Raw genomic sequence first — 22,927 nt, 5'->3', positions numbered from 1 at the left:
TGGTTAAATAATGGGATAAAAGGAGCTGAACTGGATGGACGTTGTAGCGGGCGTACTTGTAATCCTCTGTATTGTGGCAGTCATCCAGTGGCAGCTTGGCAATCGAAAGCGTCAAGCAGCAGAGCTGGAGCTTCGGCGGACGATGCAGCTTTTTGATGTGAGTTTGGAAGTGAACTCGACCATTCGCAAACAGGACCTGCTTGTCAGAATCATGGAAACCTCATCCCGGATCATGCATGCAGAGGCTTCTTCTGTCATTTTAGTCGATGAGGAGAAGGGTGAATTGTTTTTCGACCTCGCGCTCGGTGCCAAAGGGGATGAAGTGCGTGAGATCCGCCTCAAGATCGGCGAAGGCATTGCAGGCTGGGTCGCGCAGACAGGGAAGTCGGTCAAAATTGATGATGCTGCCGGCGATGAACGCTGGTCGTCGAAAGTCGCCAAACGTGTCGATTATCCAACTCGCAATATGCTCTGTGTACCGCTTGTCAGCAAAGGGAAAATCATTGGCGTGCTGCAGGTTTTGAACAAACGAGGCGAGGCACCGTTCACGGATCGAGACCTGCAGTTATTGGAATCGATTGCTTCTCCAACGGCAGCGGCTTTAGAGAATGCAATGCTATACGACGCGCTAGAGAAGTCGATACATGCCTTGAAAGTAACGACGGCAGCTAAGGAACGCATGGAAAGTGAACTGCGCATCGCAACAGACATTCAGATGGGGTTTCTACCTCGGAAGAGCTTAAGTCTGCAAAGCGAGCCTGCTATTACCCAGGCGAATGCGCAGGCAATTATTCGACCGGCGCGTGAAGTTGGCGGCGATTTCTATGATTATTTTCGCATCGATGAGGATCGCCTATTCTTCGTGCTTGGTGATGTCTCCGACAAAGGGATTCCTGCTGCCTTATTTATGGCGGTGACGATGACATTGCTCAAAGGAAAGATGTCCGCCGAATTGACGCCAGGCGATCTGCTGACGGCCGTCAATCAAGAGCTCTACAAGGATGATTCGACGATGTTTGCGACGATTTTTTGTGGGGTTTTGAATGTGGTTACAGGTCAGCTGTTATATAGTGATGGCGGTCATTGTCCTCCTTACATTGTGAGAGCAAGCGGTGAAGTGGAGCTTTTGAAAGGTAAAAAAGGCCTCCCGCTTGGCGTCATGGACGATATGCTTTATATGGATAATGAGGCTATGTTAGGTCTAGGAGATCGTATAGTTGTGTACACGGATGGGATAACGGAGGCAGAGGACCAACTTCAAGCTCAATATGGCTTTGCCCGTCTCAAGGATGTATTAGTGAGGGAACAAGCGAGTGAGCCTGCGAAATTACTTGGTCAGATGGTGCTGGATGTGGATTTATTCGCAGATGGCGCTGTGCAATCCGATGATATTGCCGTGCTTATCGTGGAACGGGTTCCTATTAAATTGTAAACTCCGCTTCATAGCGTTGTGATATAGTAAATAGACAGACTACTTACACGCAGGGACGACAGTGTAGATGTGCAAATCAGGAATGAATGCTTTCATTAAAAGCTCGCTAGGAGGGTTATGCCATGCAAAAATCCCATATTAACCGGCAACCAGATTCTTCTTTGCATACGAATAAAATCAGCAACAAACCGAATACACCGGTATCATCCGATTTGATGAATATTCAACGAGCTATCGGCAATCGCGCTATGGGGAATATGTTGACAATTCAGACAAAAATGACAGTGGGCCCGGCTGGTGATTCCTATGAGCAAGAAGCGGATCAAATGGGGAAAGCGGCGGCTGACCATATCGCAGCGGAGAGCAGTGCATCATCTAAGCCTGATGTACAGCGTTCAGAAGGCGGCGAATCGGAGGAAGAGGAACTGCAGATGAAGCCATCATCGGAATCGATTCAGCGCTCAGAAGGTGGCGAATCGGAGGAAGAGGAGCTGCAGATGAAGCCATCATCGGAATCGATTCAGCGTTCAGAAGGCGGCGAGTCGGAGGAAGAGGAGCTGCAGATGAAGCCATCATCGGAATCGATTCAGCGTTCAGAAGGCGGCGAGTCGGAGGAAGAGGAACTGCAGATGAAGTCATCATCGGAATCGATTCAGCGCTCAGAGGGCGGCGAGTCGGAGGAAGAGGAACTGCAGATGAAGCCATCGACAGAATCGATTCAACGTTCGGAAGGTGGCGAGTCGGAGGAAGAGGAACTGCAGATGAAGTCATCATCGGAAGGCGGCTTTGAAGCGGATGCGGGGATTGAGTCGCAGATCAAAGCGAAGCAAGGCAGCGGCAGCAAAATGGATGCCAGCATTCAAGCGAAGATGGAGTCGGCGTTCAAAACCGATTTTAGCAACGTAAATATACATAATGATTCGGAGTCATCCAAGATTAACCGATCCTTAGGTGCAGAAGCATTTGCAACGGGGAATGATGTGTTTTTCCGAGAAGGCCGTTATAACCCAGATACGCGTGAGGGGCAGGAACTACTTGGTCACGAATTGACCCATGTTGTGCAACAACGAGGCGGCAAGTAGAGTAGCTAATGCGTGATTCGATGCCATAAAGGAGATATGTACGGATGCCACAAGGAAGACAGGCCCTTACCAAAAAGCCGAGCACCTCGCATCAACATGCACAGCAGTCACCAATGGCTCAGCCAAGTACTGCTGCAGCACAAGTCCCACCAGGGACAAATATTTTCATGCAGATGCAGCGCACGGTGGGTAATCGCGCTACGCAGGCTTACGCGAATCAGCTCATTCAGCGTAACGTTCCGGGGACGCAAACTGTGCCGGTGGCGTCGCAGACGTCAGCGCCTACGCCTACCGTAGCGCCTACCGTAGCGCCTACCGTGGCACCGACGGTGGCTTTCCACCGCCGCAGGTCAGGGACTGGAGCACCGCCACAGCCTGTGGCATCTACACCTGCGCCAACTACGGTAATAGCACCGCAGGGGACGACTCAGACACCAGCCCCAACAACCTTGACTCCAACACAAACAGGCACTGTACAAACACCCGCACCCACTTTGGTAGCTCCAGTGATCCCTTCCGCCTCTACTTTGCATCCTACAGGAGACGATACCAAGGACAATGTAGACATGGCCTCAGGTGTCTCTTCCACATTCAGTGACAGCTTCGGCAAACGCTCGGATGATTTGAAAGAGTCCTACGACAAAACGAAGGATGCCGGCACAGCGCAGCAGTCAGCCACCATGGGGGCAGTTGCCTCAACCGCTGATATCGTGAGCGGGCCTTTCCAAATCATGAGCGCGATCAGAGAGACACTCAATGTATCTGGTGATGCCAACCGAACGGGTCATAACAAACGTTGGCAATATGCAGGCACAGGATCGTCCATGATCGAGTCGAGCGGTAAAATGGTCAGCGGTTCGGCTGGGCTTGTAGATAAAGCTGCCAAATCAACGGGGCATGACAAAGGGGTCGGTGGTTCTTCCTCCGTCAGTGATTATACGGGCACAGTGGCGGAAGCGATCTCCGCTGTCAAAAATACGATTATGGCCGTTAAAGCCATTTACGATATGTACAGTAAGCACTCCGAAAATGGCGGTCTGGATAAAGGCGAGAAAGCCAGAGGGACTATTGAGGTCATTAGCAATGCCATTCAGGCTGCACAATCTGGTATCAAAGTGGCGAAAGGCATCATGGATATCATGGAGACCAGTACAGCTAGCTTAACAGCCGTAATCCCTGGCGTAAGTATCGCCGTCAGCGGTGTGAAAATTGCGATCAAAACGGTTGATGTGATCAAAGCCGGCTTAAATCGCAGTGCGATGACCACGATGAAGCGAGATTTTAAAGGCAAAGCGGAGCATGCCGATATTCTCAAAGAAAAACGCTGGTATACACGAAATGCGGGTGTAGACAAAGCGAAGCTAGCTACGAAAAAGCAGCAACTGCAAGCAGATATTGCATCCGGAGATCCTATTAAAGTTGCAGCAGCAAATAAACAACTGGATGAAATCGCCCAATACGAGCTAGCCAAAGAAATGAAAAAAATTAACGTGAAACGAACAGACCGTGGCGCTATTCAAATCGGGCTCGAACTCACGAAAATTGCGGCAGATATTGCAACGCTAACAGGGGTAGGAGCTCAAGTAGGAACTCCGCTCAAAATCGTTGCCACAGGTATCGGCGTAGCGATGCCAATTGCCAGATCCTTGAAGCAAGCAGGACGTGATCGCGCATCGAAGGCAGGCGCTTGGGGTATTACTAAAGCGGTCTTCAATGCAGATAAATCGACCGAGAAAAAGCTTGAAAAACGAGCTCACGACACAGATCTTATTTTCGATATGTTCATGAAGCTCCCTGTATACAACGAAACGGATGCAGCAGTAGTCACACGTTACAAACAAGTTGAAAGCTTTGTAGAGGCAGCTGGTATCAGCATTCAAGCCTTGTATAAGTTCGAGAGTGATCCAGCTAAGCTGAAAAGCGCCATTGTTGAAGCGATGGGCAAGAGAGAATAGGAGATTGAACAGACATGTTGACAGAGCTTGCACATGCGCGTCATTTGGCGCAATTAGGGCAATTGAAAGAGGTTTTGGATGAGGCAGAGCTTGCCACGAATTTATTAGAGAAATCCGAAGCTATTCCACTGCATGTTCTCATGGCAGGATTTCAAGAGGATAGTAAAGGGCGCGATCGCTTCCTCCACTTTAGCTTTTTACCGTTGAATGATGAGGACATTGTTGCGATTCAACTACTGCAAATCTACAGTACTCTGCCGTTTCATCTTCAAGCAGGTGCTCGAGAAGGTGTAGCCGCGCTTTTATTAGAAATTAATACACGCCTGCCAATAGGTCACTTTGGAGTGAATGAGGAAGGCGAGATCCACTATCGCTATGTGTACAGTATATCAGCTTCACGAACGTTCGATAGTGATGAAGTATTGGAAGTCCTTACCCTGTTCGTATATATGTGTGATATGTTTGCAGAGCACATTGAGCAGGTTGCCAGCGGTGAAGCGAATGCCGAGCAGGTCATTCAGGCGTTAAGATCATAGCATTGAACAGCGAAGAAGACTTCCCAACCCACATATTGTGGTTTTGGAGGTCTTTTCAATTATCTAGCAAACCCTTGAAAGAAGTGCCGTTTTGTATAGATGAATTTATACGCTATTACGATGAATCGGACAATGACAGCAATAGAAAGAACTGAGGACATATGCCTCAGTTCTTTCTTGAAAATATCAGAATATATAAGTTTTTGGGGTAAGCGTTCGGTTCACATATGGAAAAAATGCAAAAGAGCATCCTTTTCAGAGGAGTTCACTTCAAAGTTTTAAATAAATGCAAAAAGGCATCTTTTGGGGGCGGAGATGTCTAAACAGAGCAGAAAACGGTCCGACCCCCTTAATCCGGAGTCTTAGCCTACAGTGATTGCGCATTCTTAGAAATGCTCTTTATTTCGAGCGTTTACATTGAATTATGAAATGCTGAAGAATCTTCGAGCGTCTTTACCCATTCTGAAAACTTCTTTGGTGGCATTAATTTCAAACTACCGTGCATCTTACGATTGTTGTAAAAGTCCATATATTCATCGAGCTCCTTGTACGCTTCATCAAAGGTCATGAAATCTCTTTGACTGAATAGATCGCGTTCTAGTAGGCTATGAAACGACTCGATGAATGCATTCATGTTCGGAGTTCGTGGCGGTATGCGTTCATGAACTAGACTTAGGCTCTCACATGTTTCTTGAAATAACTTGCTAACGAATTGAGGCCCGTTATCTGTCCGAACGACTGGTAACTTCTCGTTAGCCGTTGTACGACTCTGTAACGCGTTCCCCAATGTTTGGACAGCGTGTTTCGCTTCACATACCCGGCCTTTGTATTGCCCAACGACGACACGGTCAAACACATCAATAATACTGAGCACATAAAAGAAACGTTCCTGTCCAATGACATAGCCATACTTAATATCCATTTGCCAGAGCTGGTTAGGCCCTGTTATGGATCTGTTTTTCGCTAATCTGCGAGGATGCGTTTGGATCCGTTTGCGTTGTTTTTGAAGGATACCTAGTTCTTTACACAAGCGATACGACTTCTTTTTGTTCAGTCTTACGCCATGTTGGTTGCGCACACATTGTGCTAGAAGTTTATAGCCGTAGACATGTTCTTCGCCTTCAAGGAGTTCTAGAAGCCACTCTTTGATTTGTTCGTCACTAACCGTATTACCTGTTTCCGTATGCGAGTAACCAGGCACAGGGCGCCCCTTTACGGCAACTGTCGGGCGTTTTGGCTCCGGCTGTGCAGCTCGCTTTTTTCGGTCATAGTAGGTGGATTCAGATAATCCAAGTATGCGCAGAACCATTGCAACTATTGTTCCCCGCTTAATAAATAGGTCTGCTACTTCAAATTTTTCAGATAAGCGGGGTTCTTCTTTTTTAGTAGCTCACGTAACATCTCGATTTCTAGTTCCTTTTCACCAAGCACCTTACAGGCCGTTTGATAGCGCTCTTCGACTTCTTGTAGTCGTTGAAGTTCTTGCAAATGCTCATCTGCCATAGGTATTTCTTCTTGTGGAATGGAGTCGCGGTGCTCCCTAATCCACTCGCGGATGGTTTCTGGGTGAATGTCGTACATACGAGCTAGCACCCCAACCTTAACTCCAGCCAATGCTTCTTTAACGATTTTAAGACGTTCTTCTGGTTTCAACCTTTTTCCCATACCGGATCATCTCCCTCTATCCCTATTTTAATAAAATGGGTAGGAAGACTCCAGTTTCATTAGGGGGCCTAGGAGAAAACACAAAAATTGATGCCTTTTTGCATCAATTTTTGGTGAAATCGTGTGTTTGATAGAGAAAATTTGCACTTTTGCATTTCTCAGTAGATGGTGAGTATGCTGGTTGCCGTTTGCAGCCTGGAGGTTGTCTCATGCAAGTTACATCACGCAGCTTCACGTCATATAAGCATGTATGAGTTACCGATACTTGGGGTTCCCCACAAAGTAATGTCTAATTACTCATCCAAACTAATTAGGGAAGTTTAGACGCCGAATAAGTACCACTCGTTGGCGGACGGGATTTACTTCGATTAGCTTCACTTTGTGGGGGAGAATAGCGGTAGCTCATTCTCGAATGACTTCCGAGAGGAGGTTTTCTTCATTTCCTCGGAAATATTCGACTTATTTCACCTTGTTTTGCAGCAGTTCAATGAACTGCTTACCGATATCTCCCATTTGTCCGCCAGCAGGGCGATTTCCACCACCGAAGCCGCCTCCGCCTCCACCGTTTTGGCCTCCGCCATTGGCATTACCGCCTCCGTTGCCACTCGGCCTTTGGCCGCCTGCTTGCTGGCCATTCCCTGTTCCATCCGTCGCATTAGCTTTAGGCACAGCAGAAGCATCAGGAGTCTGAGCTTTGCCAACATCGCCCGAACCGCCATTGCGACCTTGTCCATTTCTTCCAGGATTCCCTTGTCCATTCGGACCTCCATTACCGCCATTACCGCGATTCGCCATACGTGTTTCTGCGTCAGTGAGGAAGGTCTTTTGCGCGTCTGTCAGCTTAGCCAGCAGCTTGGTTTTATTGTCATCACTGAGCTCATTCTTCGCGACAATATCCTGAGCGACAGGCAGCATGGCTTGTGCTTGCTCTTTCGTGATGGAGAGCCCATCGGCCTTATCCAGCATCGTCAGCAATTGAAAAGTACTGAAAAGCTGTCTCTGTGCTGGGTCCATTGCGGGACGATTTGCTTGGTTGTTCTGCCCACCATCTCCTGCAGCCTTCTCTGTTTGCTGACTAGGCTGAGTAGTGCCTGCAGCTGCAGTCTGGGTGTCAGATTGATTCCCGCAGCCAGCTAGTAGAATAGGGATCAGGATGCATAAGCCTGCTAGTTTTTTCATATTCATACTTGTATGTATCACTCCTATTATTTTATTCCACCTACACATTGTACGATGATATTATGAAAGAATAGAGAAAATAACCTGAAAGCCAGCTTAAAATTAATTGATCGAAATGCCATGAGGGAGGCGTCAAATGGAGTTTAGAACGATTGATGTGGAGAAGGATCGAGAAACGATTATTGCCTTTCGCAAAGATTCCTATGTGGTGAGCTTCGGCAGTGAAGAAGGCTTTGGGGACGAGGATGAATATGTCAGACGGATCGCCGATCGCGCAAGACGATTCCCAGACGGGCTCGTGCTGATTGAAGAAGCGGGACAGCCTATCGGCCAATTGGAGCTCCAAATTGTTCTGCATGAGGGAAACTATATCGGCTATGCGAATTTATTTTACCTCATTCCTTCTTATCGAGGGAAAGGATACGGAAGGCAGTTAATCGCGTACGCGGAGCATTTTTTTGAGAAATATGCGGTAAAATCGTACCATTTACGAGTGGCGCCAACGAATCTGCGAGCTATGCATTTGTACGAGAAATGCGGCTTTCGCATTTTAGAAAAAGAAGAAGATCAACCTAATCCTGTATGGCGGATGGTTAAAGATCTGTAGGCATATGCAAAAACCAGGAGTTATGCTATAAATGGTGAAAAAGCTATTTCATGAACAATGTGAGAGGGAGACATCCATGAGCACATTAACGAAAGCCATTTTAATAGCGGCTAAGGCACATGATGGTCAGGTAGACAAGGGGGGCAGCCCCTACATTTTGCATCCGATTCGTCTAGCGAGCAGGGCCAAATCGACAGAACAATCCATTGTTGCTGTCTTACATGATGTTGTAGAAGACTCCAATCTTACCCTATTTGATTTGAAAAAAGAAGGCTTTAGTCTACCTATCCTAGAAGCGCTAGATTGCCTTACAAGAAGGCCAGATGAATCGTATGAGGGATTTGTTAAGAGAATCAAAGTAAATCCATTAGCCTCGTTTGTGAAGCTTCTGGACCTAGAAGATAACTGTGATCTTAGTCGAATTGAACATCCTACCCGTCAAGACTATGAAAGAATCGATAAATACAAGAAAGCGATAGCTGAATTGAAATTTGGAAGCTGACACCTGAGGTGTCAGTTTTTTTGTCGAAAAACACTTGTATAGAGCGGACACCAATCGACATACGAAATGAGCTTTATGCCATATGATAAGCTTATGAGCAAGAGCTGACTAATGAAGAAAGGGTTGATCGCCATGAATAACATAAGAATATCCTCAAAAGGTATCGAAAAAGCGCTTCGGAAATTTGATTATTTGCAAGCTATTGCCGAATACATTTGGAACGGTTTCGACGCTGAGGCTACGGCGATAGACATCACCCTTCATAAAAACATACTAGACGGCGTTGATCAAATTGTGATTGCGGATAACGGCTATGGCATTAAGCTGAAGGATTTAGAGGGAAAGTTTACGCCTTTCTATGAATCGGAGAAGAGCGTGGATCCAGATAAACGGGGCAGAACGACCTCAGCCATGCACGGTAAAAATGGGATCGGTCGCTTAACGTTCCATCATTTCGCTTCTGAGGCTATCTGGCAAACCACCTATGAAGATGGTCTTCTACTAAAAAACACGTATAACATTCGCATTCAAGCTAATCGCTTAGATGCCTATCATGTAACGAAGCCGGATTTAACAGATAAGGACAGAGGGACGACAGTCACGTTCAACAATATCATCAAGGAGTTCGTGATTGAGGACTTTATGTCCTTTTTGAGCAGAGAATTCGGATGGTTCTTGGAACTACACGCGGACAAGCCGTATACGATACGTATTGATGGTGTCCCCTTGGATTATGCTAGCTTAATCGCAGAAAAGGAAACCTTTACAACCGTGCATCCGATGTCGCATACGAAATTTCGCATCACTTATATTCGATGGGCTGATCGGATGAATCATGAATATTCGAAGCTCTATTTTATCGACTCGAAGAAGAAAGAGCAGCATAAACAGCCAACAACGTTTAACAATAAAGGAGACTCCTTTTACCATAGCGTTTATATTCAGAGCAAGCTGTTTGATCAGTTTGATTTTAGTAGTGAGGATGCTAGTGGGCAGCAGTCGTTTACATTCGGGGCGAGTCGGAAAAGCGATGCTTTTCAATTTCTGTTGGATGAGCTGGGCACGTTTATTAGTGAGAAAAGGCAGCCCTATCTGCGTAAATTATCCGATGCGGTCATCAAGGAATTTGCTGAAGCTAAGGCGTTCCCAGCATTTACAGGTGATCCTGAGGCTGCTAGCCATCGGGACGCGTTGGAAACTGCGATTCGAGAGTTGTGCCATGCGGAGCCCAAGGTATTTGCTAGATTAAATCCGGAGCAGAAGAAGGTGCTTGCGCACCTGATGCATTTGGTAGGTTCAGAGGAGCGACAACGGTTGATGGCGGCACTATAATGGGTACTATAGGGACTAGTAATTTTTGGGTATACTAGCCATTGAGAGGGGCCCAGAACATGAACATTGAAGAAGTGAAGCGAATTAGTGATGTATCTAAAAAAGAACGGTGGCCCTATCCCCGCACGTTTCAAGCGCTAGTGGATGCAGGCGTGACCTCATATCGAATAGAAGTTGCCGATAATTTCACGGTGTACATGGGTGCTCAAGATGATCGATATGAGGACATGAATTCCTCAATGTCCGAGAAGTCGGAAATCGCAGATATTTTCCAAGGTGATGAAGTGAAAAGAGGACTGCAGTATCATCAGAAGCATCTAACGCCCTTTGCGGATTTCCTCAAGGATATGGCGAAAGCCGGCGTACAGTATTACATCGTCGACATGACTGGCCGAAAGATTACATACACCAGCGGCAGACCGGAAGAGTCGTATACGGAGTCTATTCCTGTATTTGAATAGGAGTGTGATGCGTAGCTAAGCTGCGTCCTCAAAGGGGCGTGGCTTTTTTCGAATGGTGGAGGCGACAGGATTATCCATTTCCATCTCGAATACTTGGAGACGGCATTTTTAGGGGTGAACGTTGCCTTATTCTCATTGATGAATTTGAGAGTGCGGGATTAGATCCTAAACATGTTCTGGATACTAGTCATCACGGATCTGAACAAATGGATGAGATTGTTACGGATATTAGGAGGAATGAAAGATATAGGTTGAATGCCAAGCAAGAGGGTATTTAACATAAAGGAGTCATCAAGATGAATAATCACCCATCAGGGCTGCACCACATCAAGGCAATCGTCGAGAAAAAGGTGACTTGGCTCGAGTTGTTTTACGATCTGCTTTTTGTCGCGGCCGTGTCCAAAGCGAGTCATGTCCTGCTGCATGTGCATCATGGAACGATCCCGCTCGAGTATTTGAGCAAATTCGTCCTTATCTTTATTCCGATCTGGTGGGCTTGGGTGGGGCAGTCCCTTTTTGTGAATCGCTTTGGTAAGGATAGCACCTCGCATCGCGTTTTTCTAATACTGCAGTTATTTTTCGTCTTAATTATGACGGCTAGCTTGTCAGTCGATTTTGATCAATATTTTGTGCCATTTCTAGTTGGCTACTTAGGTTTACGGGCGATGACGGCCATTCAATACCTAGCTGTACATAACAAAGAGGAAGAACATCGACGCTCCACCGCCCGTTATTTAGGCAGCCGCTTTTGGATTGGGCTGGCGATATCCGCGCTCTCCCTTTTCTTTGACTCGTGGATTCGATACGCGGTGTTGTATGCGGGCATCATGGTGGATATCCTGCTCCCATTAATAGGGCGTAAATATTTGGTGAAAAGTCCGATTAACACGCATCACTTATTAGAACGTTTCTCGTTATTTACCCTTATTCTGCTGGGTGAATCGGTTATTAGCATTCTTGCTGTCTTGCAATCGAGTGATTGGACATGGCAATCCATTGTGTTTGCTTCCATCACCTTTCTATTCATCATCGCGATATGGTGGCAGTATTTCGAGAATGTAGAGAAGAAAGTGAATAAGGCACTGGAAACGGCCGGGCAAACGATCATCTATGGCCATTTATTCATATATTTATCCTTGTGCATGATGGCCGCATCGATCCAGCTGTTATTCTTGGAGCAGTTGAATTATGGATTTATGCTTAGCTTTATTTTTGGTTCTGTGCTCCTGTACTTTTTCTCAACATCACTGGTTTTCCATAAGTATAGACATGCACATCAACGATTAAAAGTAGCCCATTTAGCGTTATTTCTTGGCATAATAGCTGCATTTCTTGGGTTGGATCTGATGTTCGAAATGCCGAATTACGTCATCGTCGGAGAAATGATGTTATTTTTTGCTGTTTATGCAAAGGGAACGACTTGAAAAATCTAATCTAACGGAAGGAAGGATTATATGATCAAAGAATTTGATAGTGACCTCACCCTTAAATCACTGGAGCCAAAGGATGCCGAAGCCATATTCGCACTTACGAACAGCTGTCGAGACTACCTGAGAGAATGGTTGCCATGGGTGGACGCGACTCAGAATAGCGATCATTCAAGAGCTTTTATACAACACTGTCAAACGCAAGAAGCAGCCAATAATGGCTTCAATGCGGGCATTTGGTTCAGAGGGGAGTTCGCCGGCTGCATCGGATTTCACCCGATTAATTGGGCTAATCATAGTGCCAGTTTAGGGTACTGGTTAGGGGAAGGTTTTCAGGGTCATGGTATTATGACAAGGGCTTGTCAATGGATTGTTGATTATTCATTTAACGAGCTTGGCCTAAATCGAGTGGAAATTCGATGTGGGGAAAACAATTTCAAAAGCCGGGCCATCCCGGAGAAATTAGGGTTTACAAGAGAGGGCCAGATTCGTGATGCCGCGTGGTTATATGATCATTATATCGATCTGATTGTGTATGGTATGTTGAAGCGTGAGTGGCGACAGGGCTAAAAGGTTAAAAAATAAAGCAGGTTGCCTAGGCAACCTGCTTCTTTCTTTTATTGTGCAGGACCGACAACATCCCAATCACGCTGCAAAATGATCCGTTCTCCGACCTTGAAGCTGACGGTCAAATGATTGATTCCCGGCTTAAGCGGCTGATCAAGTGAAATGTCGTATAGACCTGCATAATTATTCAAATTGTAGAGCAATTTTGTTGCCGAAGCGTTCGTCTTGTTCAAGGGTTCACCTGTATCCTGGTCTGCAACGGTTATCTGTAAGGTTTGAGAGGTAGTAGTGCTACTGTTATTTGTATAGGTATAGGTAGTCTCATACACAAGACCAGATAGGTGAACTTGATTCCCGTCTGCAATTATAGGCAGTTGGAAGGGCGATATTTCATATTGCCGTGCGCTGAGCACCACTTCCGCGTTGTCCCTTGAGACCATTGAGGTGGCACCGAATAATGTCCTTATATCGGCTAGACTTAGCATAGGGGAGCCTTCTTTGTCAGAGGAAGCGGGTGGTGAATCTAGTGTCACGATTTTCGCGATGTTACCCTTCCATAAGGTTCTAGCCTTAAGCTCGCCAGGTTTAATTTGAAAAGAATAACCTGCTTCGTTCGTCAATGTCCACCAGCCTTGTACATCTGGACCTGTTAAGTTGAAAGGATACAGGTTTGCTAGAAAAGTACTACTGAAGTAAGGTTGTCCCTCTATGTCATATCCAATGGTCTCAGTACCGAAAGTATAGTTGCCATCTTTTCTATAAAGTGCCCCTTGATAAGAGGAATCGCCTTTAATTTGCATATCCGACGCACGGTCTTTCAGAACAAGACGATCTTCACGGGGGTCTAGCTGAATCCAAGCCTTACCTACGAAGGAATTGATCTGGAACCAACGAATGCCATTCGGAGCTGTCCAGGCAGATAGCGGATGAATCGACTGCGGTCCAAGCTGCCCATTCTCGAGTGAGATATCAGTATCTGGATAACGGTATAGCTTCGTAACAACATTGTTCAGCTGAATGGTTGCTGTTTCTATGTCAGCATCCTCTGGTTCTGCAAAGGTTGGGTTAAACCATCCTTCTCCTTGATCCGTTCGGATATGATACCATTCGCCAACGGAGTCGTTCGTTGCTTCTTTGCTTAGTTTCTCAAAGATATGCAGGTTTCCAGCAGGAACTAGCATCGGCACTTCATAAGGGGAAGGATATGTATAAAGTGGGATCGGATGAGCTCGTATAAGGGATTTCGTCTCAGGAATAACGCGTAGACCGCTGGCTAGTGCCCATTTCGTACCACCATCGACTTCAACCTTATAATAACTCCCTAAAACGGAACGGAATTGGCCAATTTGATGGAGGAACTCATTCTCAAGGGTTCCGTCGACATGATAGGTTTGATGATCAAAGTGAGGCTCAAGATTATAATAAACATGCGAGAAATAGACTTTTTGATCTAAAGGCTTATAAGAGCCAATCTGATCTAGATGCAAATGAACCCATTGATCACCAAGCCATGTGGTGTGTATTTTGATCCACTTTTTGGGGTTATAATCTGTGCTCTCTTGCTTGAACCATCCTTTTTCTGCGTCTACGACGCTGACGTCCTGCGGAGAAAGAGCTGCTGAGGGCTCTATCTTTTCAGAAGGTTTCGCATAGATCGGTGTCTCGGTCATCAAGCTTATCGTAGGGGGTGGCGGAGCCTCGATTTGCCAAGGAGCTGTTTTGATCCATCGATCACCGACAGCGGTATGTATTTTCCACCAATTCGGGGATGTGGTCCAGTTAACTTCAGCTTCGATGACGTCAACTGTCTGGGGGGAGAAAGCTCCCTCCGCTTTATTAAGCAGCGCATTCGGTATCACATAATAGGGGATATCTTCTAGTAGGGTCAGCTTTGTAGGAATATGGATCCCGTCCGCGGCTTCCGTTGGTGTATCTGCATATTCATAGGCGTTTCCTGAAGAGGCAAATAGACTGAGTTGCAAGCCTAAGCAGCAAAGTCCTAAGGATATCACTTTTTTCCACATCGTGTATCACTCCTTCATCGTATGATTTCAAGCACTTAGTAAGTTCTACTATAAAATGGATGAGAAGTTGTGCTAAGCTGACATAAAGTAGTGAATCAAACTAATATTCATTCAGGAGGCTTGAGAAAGATGAGGGATTCTTTTGTTTTCGACTTGGTAGACAAACATCGGGGACGGTTATTGAAGTTGGTTGAAGGATGTCCGGCGGATAAGCGTGATGTTGTACCTGCTGGCTTTAATAATCATATACATTGGCATATTGGGCATATCCTGACTGTGAGCGAACGAATTATATTCAGTTTTACTGAGCAACCGACAGTGCTTCCTGCCAGTTATATGGTTTTTTTCAGCAATGGCACTAAACCAGCGGATTGGAAAGAAGAACCGCCTGCTTGGGACGTCATTGTGGGACAGTTGAAGGAACAGGCTGAGCGGATTCGTGCGAATTTGAACGATAAGCTGGCTGTACCGGTCAAAGAGAACTTTTTCAAAGCAAAGACGATCGATGAACTGATTCTCTCGAGTATTGTACATGAGGTTAATCACGAGGGCATGATTGCTTCGATGCTGAAAGTATTAAAATAACCGGGTTTCGTACTCAAACAAGGCACCTTCACCCCAAGATGGGAACAAAGGTGCCTTGTTTCATACGTGTTTCCGTTGTTATTTGGCTGCTGAGCTATCCTCGATACCTACCCGCATCTCTGAGAGCCTGTACCACAGAAGCATTCCGAGTGAACAAATCCCAACGACGAATAACAAACCATAAACATGCTTGTACGAAAGTAGGAGCGACGTATTCCGCTGGATCTCAAGTAGAATGCCGCATATCGCTACCGACATGGATCCTCCAAAAAATTGGATCAGCTGTATGAGTCCCATGCCAGAGCCAATTAAATGCTTCGGCAGGATGCGTGAAGTCTCATTATTTAACGATGCGATTGTCGCGGAAAATGCAGGCGAGAAACAAAGGTAACCGATCATTACGACAAGCGGTGAAGCACCAAGCAACGTCGAGAATGCGATCATCACCAGAGATAACACCCCGTGGCCGATGAGTAGAAACGGCAGATTGCCGAACCGATCAATCCAGCGGCCGACGAAGCGGGTTAGGAACGCGGACAGAATCGCTCCTGGTGCAATCGTTAAACCGATGATCATAGCGGACTGATTGAACACCTTAGCGAGAACGAGTGGCATTAGAAATAGATTCCCAAGGTTCAGAACCAAGATGCAGAACCCGATGACTACAAGCTTACGAAACGCTGGATTCGCAAGTAATAAGGGGTTTATGAACGTGTTACTTGAACGTCTTAGGTGCCAAACGTGTACACCAATGGAAATCGCACTGATGGCAAGCCATACGCCGGAAATCTGCGTGACCGCGAGTAGCAAGCTCGCGGCATTGACTACCGTCAATAGCGCCCCTAGCATATCAAATCGGAACGGTACTGGCTGTTCTTTGGGCAGTAAGCGTAAGAGAAGGGGAAGAATGACTAAGACCAGACAGGTAATGGCAAACAACCCATTCCAGCCAAAGTATTCACTTATCAAGCCGCCAACGATTGGGCCGAGTCCGAAGGCCATGGCGCTCCCCGCGGAAATCATGGCAATCGCGGAGCCTCTTCGTTCAATCGGAATATACCGGCTGGCGAGTACTAATCCAAGACCGGCCATCACCCCTGCGCCTGCGGATTGGAGTATACGTGCCGCCAACAGGGTGTGGAACTCCCTTGCGAACAGTCCGAATATCGAAGAAAGTCCAAGCACAACTAGCCCTACGGTGAGGAGTTTACGTATCTGTACCACATCCGAGAGTCTGCTGTATATAACCGTAGATAAGGCATAGCCAATAGAATAGCTGGAAATGACCCAAGACCCCAGATCCGCCGTGATGCTGAGATCTTGAATAATACTGGGAATGGAAACGTTGAACATCGTCGTATTCATAACAACAATGAACAAGCCAATCGTCCAAACGGGCATTACAATTTTATCATTCATGTGGACCCATCCTGTCTGACGCGAGAAGTACGTTGATTTCTTTATTATAAACCTACATAGTCTAATAGCCAAAACAGATGAAGGCACATGCCAATTGACAGGTGGGAAAAATGGAGGTAATATCTTAATTATATATTTAGATAAATGTCTAAATGAGGAGGATCGGCCATATGAATGAGGCATTTAAAGCGCTAGCAGACCCGACTCGTCGTGAAATTCTACAGCTGTTGCGGGAAAAAAATATGAATGCTGGAGATATAGCTGATCATTTCAAGATTAGTAAGCCGAGCATATCGCATCATTTGAACCTGCTTAAACAGGCGGGGCTTGTACTGGATGAACGTCAGGGACAACATATTATGTATACGCTGCACACGACCGTTGTTGAAGACGTCATTGGATGGATGTTTAACATCCTTAACAAAAAAGATGAGGAGGAACAGTCATGAAGAAATGGAAGGAGATTTTATTACTTGTGATTAGCCTTTCCCCGGCGATAGGGGGCTTAGTACTGTATAATCGTCTTCCGGATACGATGGCGAGCCATTTTGACATGAACAATGAAGTGAACGGAACGATGAGCAAAGAAATGTCGCTACTCATGCTGGTATTGCTGGGTTTGCTGCCGCTATTCATACGGGTGATGAGATTCATCGATCCGAAGAAAGCGAATTTCGAGAAATTCCCTATGGCTTTTGAGGTGACGCGGGTTGGGGTTACCATTCTTCTAACTGTCGTAGGTTGGGCAGTCATTTGCTTTAATTTGGGATACAGCTTTGATTTTCAAAAAATCACCATGATTTTAATAGGCGTGCTGTTTGCTGTTATGGGGAACTTTTTGACGCAGGTGAAGCCTAACTATACGTTTGGCATTCGGACGCCGTGGACACTTGCCAATGAAGAAGTTTGGAGAAAAACGCATCGGTTGGGCGGTCCGCTTATGTTGATTGGCGGCGTTGTTGCTTTTATCGCTGCGTTCTTAATGAGCTCCGTCGCGATCACCGTCTTCCTAGCAGCTATTGCAATCAGTTCCTTAATTCCAGTCATTTACTCCTATATATTGTTTAATCGTCTTAAGAAGTAAATAGGATTCACACGGGCTGCCAGCGAATCGCTGAGCAGTCTTTTTCACATGCGGTCAATTTTTTTACCAAATCGACAAAATATTACAATTATCGCTATGTACACATATGGGCTTGCTACCTATAATAAGCAATAGGAAATGTGACTTAAGTCAGGTGTCTTAAGTAATAGATGGACGGATAAGCGGGTTCTTATTTAGCATACTAACCTCATAGAAAAGGCAAATCATTTGGAAACAATGAGACGCAAAGCCATGGCCTAACGCATTCATTTTGTATGCTACGGTTGACAGGTTACCGAGTTCGATAGGATCATCCTTCATTCGGGTGGTCCTTTTTCTTTTCTAATCATCAACATATCTAGGGGGAAGCTTGTCATGAAAGCAAAAAAACGTGTCATGCAATTCATTGTTATCGGAACATTGATCTTGGCTTTACTTGTTCATGGCTTATCGAGCTTTACAGAAGGGGCTATGCATCATGAAGCAATGACAGCACCTTCTCCCGCATCAGTATTCCTACTACAGTGGCTGTTTTGGATGCCCATTGCGCTTGTCAGTCTGAGTGTTATTTTGTATGGATTTAATAAAGATCATGCCTGGATACCCATCCTTCACGCGTTATCCCTTACCTTCAGCAGTTTCTCTATTATTGCCGGGGGGAAAGGCATGGTTGAGTACCACTTTTCGATCTTCATGGTGCTGGCTATTCTTATGTATTATGATAACATTAAGCTGCTATTGATCAGTACCGTGTTATTTGCAGCGCAGCACCTATTGGGATATTTGTTCTTTCCTGAACTGGTGTATGGGACAAAAGTGTATGCGTTTTCAATGGTTGCCATCCACTTGGTGTTCGTGATTTTATTTATTAGTGCAGTTCTTTACCAAATCGTCTCGAATCGCAAAACCACACGAGCCTTCGAAGTAGTACAAAACGATAAACTGCAGCAAACCGTCAAAGACATTATTGAACGTCTCTCCGATACGTCACAGGAAGTTCGCATGAATTCACATGGACTCTCTACACAGTCCTCCGAACTGAATCGCTTAACCTCTGAAGTCGTTCAAACCATGCACAAGGTAGAGCAAGCGGCGATCAATCAAGAACAAGGGGTGGAAATCAGCAGACATGCCGTTACCGAGATGTTAAAAGATACCTCTCTCATCGCAGAAAATTCGTCGAGTATATCCGACATCTCTGATCAAGCTGCACTGGAAGCTGAGAAAGGCAATGAATTGATCCAATTAGCGGTTCACCAAATGCAATCGATGAACAGCACAATTCATACGACAGCGGAAAAGGTCAAAGTGCTGGGCGAACGCTCTGAAGAAATTAATCAAATCGTTAATTTGATTACAGACATTGCTTCACGCACCAACCTGCTTGCCCTGAATGCAGCCATCGAGGCTGCTCGCGCGGGAGAGCACGGGAAAGGCTTCACCATCGTGGCCAGTGAGGTCCGTAAGCTAGCCGAACAAACGAGCTCCTCTGCCCAACAGATCGCGGATCTCATTCAGGATGTTCAATCCAATAATCAGGCATCCATCGATTCGATGGATCGTGTGATTGTAACCTTCGAGCATGGTAACGATGCTGTCGTTGCTGCGGGGCGCGCTTTTGAACACATACTGAAAGCAGTCCATTCCATTGCTATACAAATGCGCGATGTTCAAGGAGCATCCCAGCAGGTATCCGCAAGCACACAGCAATTCAGCGTGACAATGGAGGAAATTTCGCATCTATCTACACAGCTAGCGAAGAACGTGAAATCCGTAAGTAAACGTACAGACCAGCAGGATCAACTCATTTGCAAAACGTCACAGCTTGCGGATTTACTAGGTGCGCTAAGTGATAAATTAAATGACATTATGAAGACGACAGAGCAGTCATTCTCCCAGACATAGACGGTCGTCGACAACCCATTTACATGTTTTTAACGCTATTAACTTGTAAGCTGGATGTATCGCTTTTCAACGCATATTTCCGATTCAGCAGAAAGCCGAAGAGGGAAGCTAGTGACTGTTGGAACAGCATGCCAAGCACAACAGGAATCGCAACGGGTGGCGGGAAATAAGCTACAGCGAGTACCGCGCCCGCACTAATATTACGCATACCACTGTTAAAAGTAAGGGCGACCACGACATCTTGTTCCCAGCGGAACAATCTAGCGACAAGCCAGCCGATCATGTAGCCCAGCGAGGCTACGATGAGCACAAATGCTGCCAATCCGAGCAATTTTGCGTTGAAGTCCCGCAAATATGGTGCAATGACAGAGCTATTAATCGCGACAACGATGCCCATAAATATTTTGGAAAAAGGGCCTAAACGGCCTCCCCATTGCTCCTTAATTTTCCCCCGCGTCCATTGATTCAACAGCATCCCGATGAGTGAAGGAACGACGATCATGAAGAAGAGACCTTTCATCATGGCAAACGTATCTAGCTGAACTTTGGTACCAACCAACACAGACAGCGTATACGGCACGACGAAAGGTGAAAGGATCGTATCCATCAGAATAATCGAAAGCGTCAGCACAATATTGCCTCGATAAATCGCCACCCACACAAAGCTAGTAATCCCAGTTGGAATGGCTGCGGCTAGAATAAGTCCCGTAATGGTCAGTGGTTCGTGACTATACGCAGCATGTCCGAGACCGAGCGCGATAAGCGGCATCCCGACATGTAGAATAAATAAAGTTGCAAGGAGCGGCAGCGGTTGAACGACAACCTTGATGAACTCCCGAAAGCTGGAGGAGATACTCCCCGAGAAGGTCATGAAGGCAAATAACCATGGTGATAAATAGGTGAATCCAGATAAGTGGCTCCCGAGTAGAACCCCGACAAGGACACTGATGGGTGTGATGAGCGGCAAAATCTTTTCTAATTGACGATTTAACTGAGGCAGCATCTAGGTGAACATCCTTTCGTGACCAGTTCAGAACGGGTGCATACGTAAGCCGAATTGATGATGATCATACAATTGTAGCAGATCAATTAACATAAGATAAGAGTCGATTGGAGGAAGGTTAATGACATGAATATAAAAAAGCATGCCATCCGTAGATGACATGCTCTGAGAGATAACCAATTTATTTACCAAGTAAAATTTTCGTGTAAGGAGAATCGATAGGCAGCATGATGACCGGCTCTCCTTTAAATGAGACCAAGTAACTATCCAGCGTACGATAGAAATTGTAGAAGGCAGGGTCCTTGCCGTAAGCGGTGTTATAAATTTGAGCGGCCTCCTGCTCGCCTGCAGCAACAATTTTCTTCGCATCTGCTTGGGCTTGAGCAATCAACTCACTTGCCTGTCTGTCGGCTTTGGAGGTGATTTTCTTGGACTCCTCATCCCCCTCGGATAAGTACTTCGCCGCAATGGATTGACGGTCAGAAATCATCCGTTTGTACACGCTTTGCTTGTTGGAATCCGGCAGATCGGTACGTTTGATACGAACATCGACGATTTGGATACCGTAGTTATCGCGCTCCATCAACTCCGAAACTTCCTTCGTAATCTCATCATTGAGGTTACCACGTTGCGTGTTTTCGCTGATGATATCGCTGTAATTGATCTCCGATAACTTTCGTCTAACGGTGTTATACACAGCGGCATCAATGCGCTCTTCCCCGCCAGTGATCGATTGAATCGTGCGCAGGAACTGCTGAGCATCAACAATCCGCCATACCGTATAGTTATCAACTTCGATCGGCTTTTTATCTTTGGTCAAAATGGAAGTAGGCTTGCTATCATACACCATCTGATATTTGGGAAGCGTACGAACCGATTCAATGAATGGAATTTTAAAATGAATGCCAGGATCCGTTTGAATTCGAACGGCTTCTCCGAACTTGAGAACGACGCGGTATTGCCCTTCTTTGACGATGAAAATGGAGATCAGGAAGAAAAAGACGAGAACGACACCAATGATGGATCTAAAAATCCATTTGCCTTGTAAGGTCATTTCGCAGTCCCTCCTTGTGTCGTGCCTGTTGCAGCAGCAGGTGTGCGCAGCAGCTCATTAATTGGTAAATATTTAACCGTTTCGCCGGTGCTATCGCTGATGAAAATTTTGGCATTCGGCAATATTTTCTCTAACGTCTCGATGATAAGCCTGCTCTCTGTGACTGATTTATTATTCGCATACTCCGCATAGAGGGCGTTAAACTTCGCTACATCCCCCTGCGCATTCAAAATCCGTGATTTCTTCTGAGCTTCGGCATTCTCAAGAAGAGCCTGAGCGTTACCGCGCTCCCTTGGAAGGATATCGTTTTCGTATTTCGTCGCCACGTTAATCTTCGTGTTTTTCTCTTCGCGAGCATTCGTTACGTCTTTAAAAGCATTTTGCACATCGCCCGCTGGCGGCTCGATATCTTGGAACTTCAAATCGACAATATGGATGCCTGTTTGATATTTGGTCTGCATCTCAATCAATCGCTCTTTGACCTTGCCTTGGACCTCTGTTTTTCCTTCTGTAATGGCAAAGTCGAGCGCTGTAGCGCCGATCACCGAACGAATCGCTGCACTCGCGGAATTGCGAAGGAACAATTCGGCATTATCAATGTTGTACAAGTAGTTACGCATGTCACTGATATTCCATTCGACAACGGCATCAGCGGATAAAATATTTTCATCCCCCGTAATCATCATCGCTTCTTCTTCGACGGGTGTAATTTTACCATTGGCTTCACGGAAGCCGATTTGGATACGCTGTGTCTTTTTGGCAGGCAGTACAATGACTTGTTGAATAGGGAAAGGGAGTTTAAAGTGAAGCCCGGCTTCCTTCTCCGTCGTATATTTGCCTAATGTCAAAATGGCCGCTTTCTCATGCTCCTGCACCGTATAGAAGGTGGACTTACCAAAGATAAGAACGAGAACGACAATAAGGCCGATTATGATTTTGGTCATCAAGCCTGGCGGAAGCGAAGTTGGTCTTCGTCGATCGGGTTCAGGCAGTACAAATGGTTCCATTGAAAACACCCCTTTAATATAAGATTTACTGATATGCTATACGAGAAGTATTGGAAATGGTTTCAATAGGAAATTTGTTATTTCCAAGTGTTGGCTGTCAT

22 protein-coding genes and 1 riboswitch are annotated in these 22,927 nt (G+C 45.9%); of the genes, 14 read left to right on the top strand and 8 right to left on the bottom strand.

Annotated elements, in window-relative coordinates:
- The first annotated feature begins 34 nt into the window (after nucleotides 1–34).
- The 4 genes from AC58QO_RS17770 to AC58QO_RS17755 all read left to right on the top strand — a co-directional run bounded on the left by AC58QO_RS17770 (nucleotide 35) and on the right by AC58QO_RS17755 (nucleotide 5,005).
- Nucleotides 35–1,432 carry a PP2C family protein-serine/threonine phosphatase gene (locus AC58QO_RS17770; protein ID WP_497267809.1) on the top strand — a complete coding sequence of 466 codons (1,398 nt, stop codon included), beginning with the start codon at nucleotides 35–37 and terminating at the stop codon, nucleotides 1,430–1,432.
- 122 nt (nucleotides 1,433–1,554) lie between these two features.
- Entirely contained in the window at nucleotides 1,555–2,514 is a 960-nt protein-coding gene (locus AC58QO_RS17765; RefSeq protein ID WP_497267807.1) for an eCIS core domain-containing protein, read from the top strand.
- 44 nt (nucleotides 2,515–2,558) lie between these two features.
- The gene (locus AC58QO_RS17760; RefSeq protein WP_497267805.1) at nucleotides 2,559–4,469 is read left to right on the top strand and encodes a hypothetical protein; all 1,911 of its coding nucleotides are present in this window, start codon (nucleotides 2,559–2,561) and stop codon (nucleotides 4,467–4,469) included.
- Nucleotides 4,470–4,483: 14 nt separating this feature from the next.
- On the top strand, nucleotides 4,484–5,005 hold the full coding sequence (locus AC58QO_RS17755) for a type III secretion system chaperone family protein (protein WP_497267803.1): 522 nt from the start codon (nucleotides 4,484–4,486) through the stop codon (nucleotides 5,003–5,005).
- A 412-nt stretch (nucleotides 5,006–5,417) separates the two neighbouring features.
- On the opposite strand, the gene AC58QO_RS17750 is transcribed toward AC58QO_RS17755, so the two are convergent.
- The 3 genes from AC58QO_RS17750 to AC58QO_RS17740 all read right to left on the bottom strand — a co-directional run bounded on the left by AC58QO_RS17750 (nucleotide 5,418) and on the right by AC58QO_RS17740 (nucleotide 7,855).
- Nucleotides 5,418–6,314 carry an IS3 family transposase gene (locus AC58QO_RS17750; protein WP_497267801.1) on the bottom strand — a complete coding sequence of 299 codons (897 nt, stop codon included), beginning with the start codon at nucleotides 6,312–6,314 and terminating at the stop codon, nucleotides 5,418–5,420.
- Between the two features lie 35 nt (nucleotides 6,315–6,349).
- On the bottom strand, nucleotides 6,350–6,670 hold the full coding sequence (locus AC58QO_RS17745) for a transposase (RefSeq protein ID WP_497267799.1): 321 nt from the start codon (nucleotides 6,668–6,670) through the stop codon (nucleotides 6,350–6,352).
- Nucleotides 6,671–7,129: 459 nt separating this feature from the next.
- Nucleotides 7,130–7,855 (bottom strand): hypothetical protein, encoded by a 726-nt coding sequence (locus AC58QO_RS17740; RefSeq protein ID WP_497267797.1) that lies wholly within the window; start codon nucleotides 7,853–7,855, stop codon nucleotides 7,130–7,132.
- Between the two features lie 130 nt (nucleotides 7,856–7,985).
- On the opposite strand from AC58QO_RS17740, the gene AC58QO_RS17735 reads away from it, so the two are divergent.
- The 6 genes from AC58QO_RS17735 (at nucleotide 7,986) to AC58QO_RS17710 (ending at nucleotide 12,748) form a co-directional block, all read left to right on the top strand.
- Entirely contained in the window at nucleotides 7,986–8,456 is a 471-nt protein-coding gene (locus AC58QO_RS17735; protein ID WP_497267795.1) for a GNAT family N-acetyltransferase, read from the top strand.
- A 76-nt stretch (nucleotides 8,457–8,532) separates the two neighbouring features.
- Complete coding sequence (locus AC58QO_RS17730) at nucleotides 8,533–8,958, top strand: GTP pyrophosphokinase (RefSeq protein ID WP_497267793.1); 426 nt, start codon at nucleotides 8,533–8,535, stop codon at nucleotides 8,956–8,958.
- Between the two features lie 111 nt (nucleotides 8,959–9,069).
- On the top strand, nucleotides 9,070–10,290 hold the full coding sequence (locus AC58QO_RS17725) for an ATP-binding protein (protein WP_497267791.1): 1,221 nt from the start codon (nucleotides 9,070–9,072) through the stop codon (nucleotides 10,288–10,290).
- A gap of 59 nt (nucleotides 10,291–10,349) precedes the next feature.
- Entirely contained in the window at nucleotides 10,350–10,751 is a 402-nt protein-coding gene (locus AC58QO_RS17720; protein WP_497267790.1) for a DUF1398 family protein, read from the top strand.
- A 335-nt stretch (nucleotides 10,752–11,086) separates the two neighbouring features.
- Nucleotides 11,087–12,175 carry a low temperature requirement protein A gene (locus AC58QO_RS17715; protein ID WP_497268150.1) on the top strand — a complete coding sequence of 363 codons (1,089 nt, stop codon included), beginning with the start codon at nucleotides 11,087–11,089 and terminating at the stop codon, nucleotides 12,173–12,175.
- Between the two features lie 30 nt (nucleotides 12,176–12,205).
- Nucleotides 12,206–12,748 (top strand): GNAT family N-acetyltransferase, encoded by a 543-nt coding sequence (locus AC58QO_RS17710; protein ID WP_497267788.1) that lies wholly within the window; start codon nucleotides 12,206–12,208, stop codon nucleotides 12,746–12,748.
- Between the two features lie 47 nt (nucleotides 12,749–12,795).
- On the opposite strand, the gene AC58QO_RS17705 is transcribed toward AC58QO_RS17710, so the two are convergent.
- Entirely contained in the window at nucleotides 12,796–14,769 is a 1,974-nt protein-coding gene (locus AC58QO_RS17705; RefSeq protein ID WP_497267786.1) for a hypothetical protein, read from the bottom strand.
- 129 nt (nucleotides 14,770–14,898) lie between these two features.
- Here AC58QO_RS17705 and AC58QO_RS17700 point away from each other — a divergent pair, with 129 nt between their 5' ends.
- Nucleotides 14,899–15,354, top strand: a complete 456-nt coding sequence (locus tag AC58QO_RS17700; RefSeq protein ID WP_497267784.1) for a DinB family protein — start codon at nucleotides 14,899–14,901, stop codon at nucleotides 15,352–15,354.
- Nucleotides 15,355–15,432: 78 nt separating this feature from the next.
- On the opposite strand, the gene AC58QO_RS17695 is transcribed toward AC58QO_RS17700, so the two are convergent.
- Entirely contained in the window at nucleotides 15,433–16,773 is a 1,341-nt protein-coding gene (locus AC58QO_RS17695; RefSeq protein WP_497267782.1) for an MFS transporter, read from the bottom strand.
- Between the two features lie 170 nt (nucleotides 16,774–16,943).
- Here AC58QO_RS17695 and AC58QO_RS17690 point away from each other — a divergent pair, with 170 nt between their 5' ends.
- The 3 genes from AC58QO_RS17690 (at nucleotide 16,944) to AC58QO_RS17680 (ending at nucleotide 19,762) form a co-directional block, all read left to right on the top strand.
- Nucleotides 16,944–17,222: an autorepressor SdpR family transcription factor gene (locus tag AC58QO_RS17690; protein ID WP_497267780.1), complete on the top strand. Its 279-nt coding sequence runs from the start codon at nucleotides 16,944–16,946 to the stop codon at nucleotides 17,220–17,222.
- Nucleotides 17,219–17,857, top strand: coding sequence for an SdpI family protein (locus AC58QO_RS17685; RefSeq protein WP_497267778.1), 639 nt, complete (start codon nucleotides 17,219–17,221; stop codon nucleotides 17,855–17,857). Before AC58QO_RS17690 ends, AC58QO_RS17685 begins: the two co-directional genes overlap by 4 nt.
- Nucleotides 17,858–18,065: 208 nt before the next feature.
- Nucleotides 18,066–18,157, top strand: a riboswitch (cyclic di-GMP riboswitch).
- A 75-nt stretch (nucleotides 18,158–18,232) separates the two neighbouring features.
- Nucleotides 18,233–19,762 (top strand): methyl-accepting chemotaxis protein, encoded by a 1,530-nt coding sequence (locus tag AC58QO_RS17680; RefSeq protein ID WP_497267776.1) that lies wholly within the window; start codon nucleotides 18,233–18,235, stop codon nucleotides 19,760–19,762.
- A 19-nt stretch (nucleotides 19,763–19,781) separates the two neighbouring features.
- Here AC58QO_RS17680 and AC58QO_RS17675 read toward each other — a convergent pair whose 3' ends face one another.
- The 3 genes from AC58QO_RS17675 to hflK all read right to left on the bottom strand — a co-directional run bounded on the left by AC58QO_RS17675 (nucleotide 19,782) and on the right by hflK (nucleotide 22,826).
- On the bottom strand, nucleotides 19,782–20,765 hold the full coding sequence (locus AC58QO_RS17675; RefSeq protein ID WP_497267774.1) for a bile acid:sodium symporter family protein: 984 nt from the start codon (nucleotides 20,763–20,765) through the stop codon (nucleotides 19,782–19,784).
- A gap of 181 nt (nucleotides 20,766–20,946) precedes the next feature.
- Nucleotides 20,947–21,819 (bottom strand): protease modulator HflC, encoded by an 873-nt coding sequence (hflC, locus tag AC58QO_RS17670; protein ID WP_497267772.1) that lies wholly within the window; start codon nucleotides 21,817–21,819, stop codon nucleotides 20,947–20,949.
- Entirely contained in the window at nucleotides 21,816–22,826 is a 1,011-nt protein-coding gene (gene hflK, locus AC58QO_RS17665) for an FtsH protease activity modulator HflK (protein WP_497267770.1), read from the bottom strand. Before hflK ends, hflC begins: the two co-directional genes overlap by 4 nt.
- Nucleotides 22,827–22,927 lie beyond the last annotated feature (101 nt).

The organism is Paenibacillus sp. J31R30, from assembly GCF_059692115.1.
This window is presented reverse-complemented; position numbering and strand designations above follow the sequence as displayed.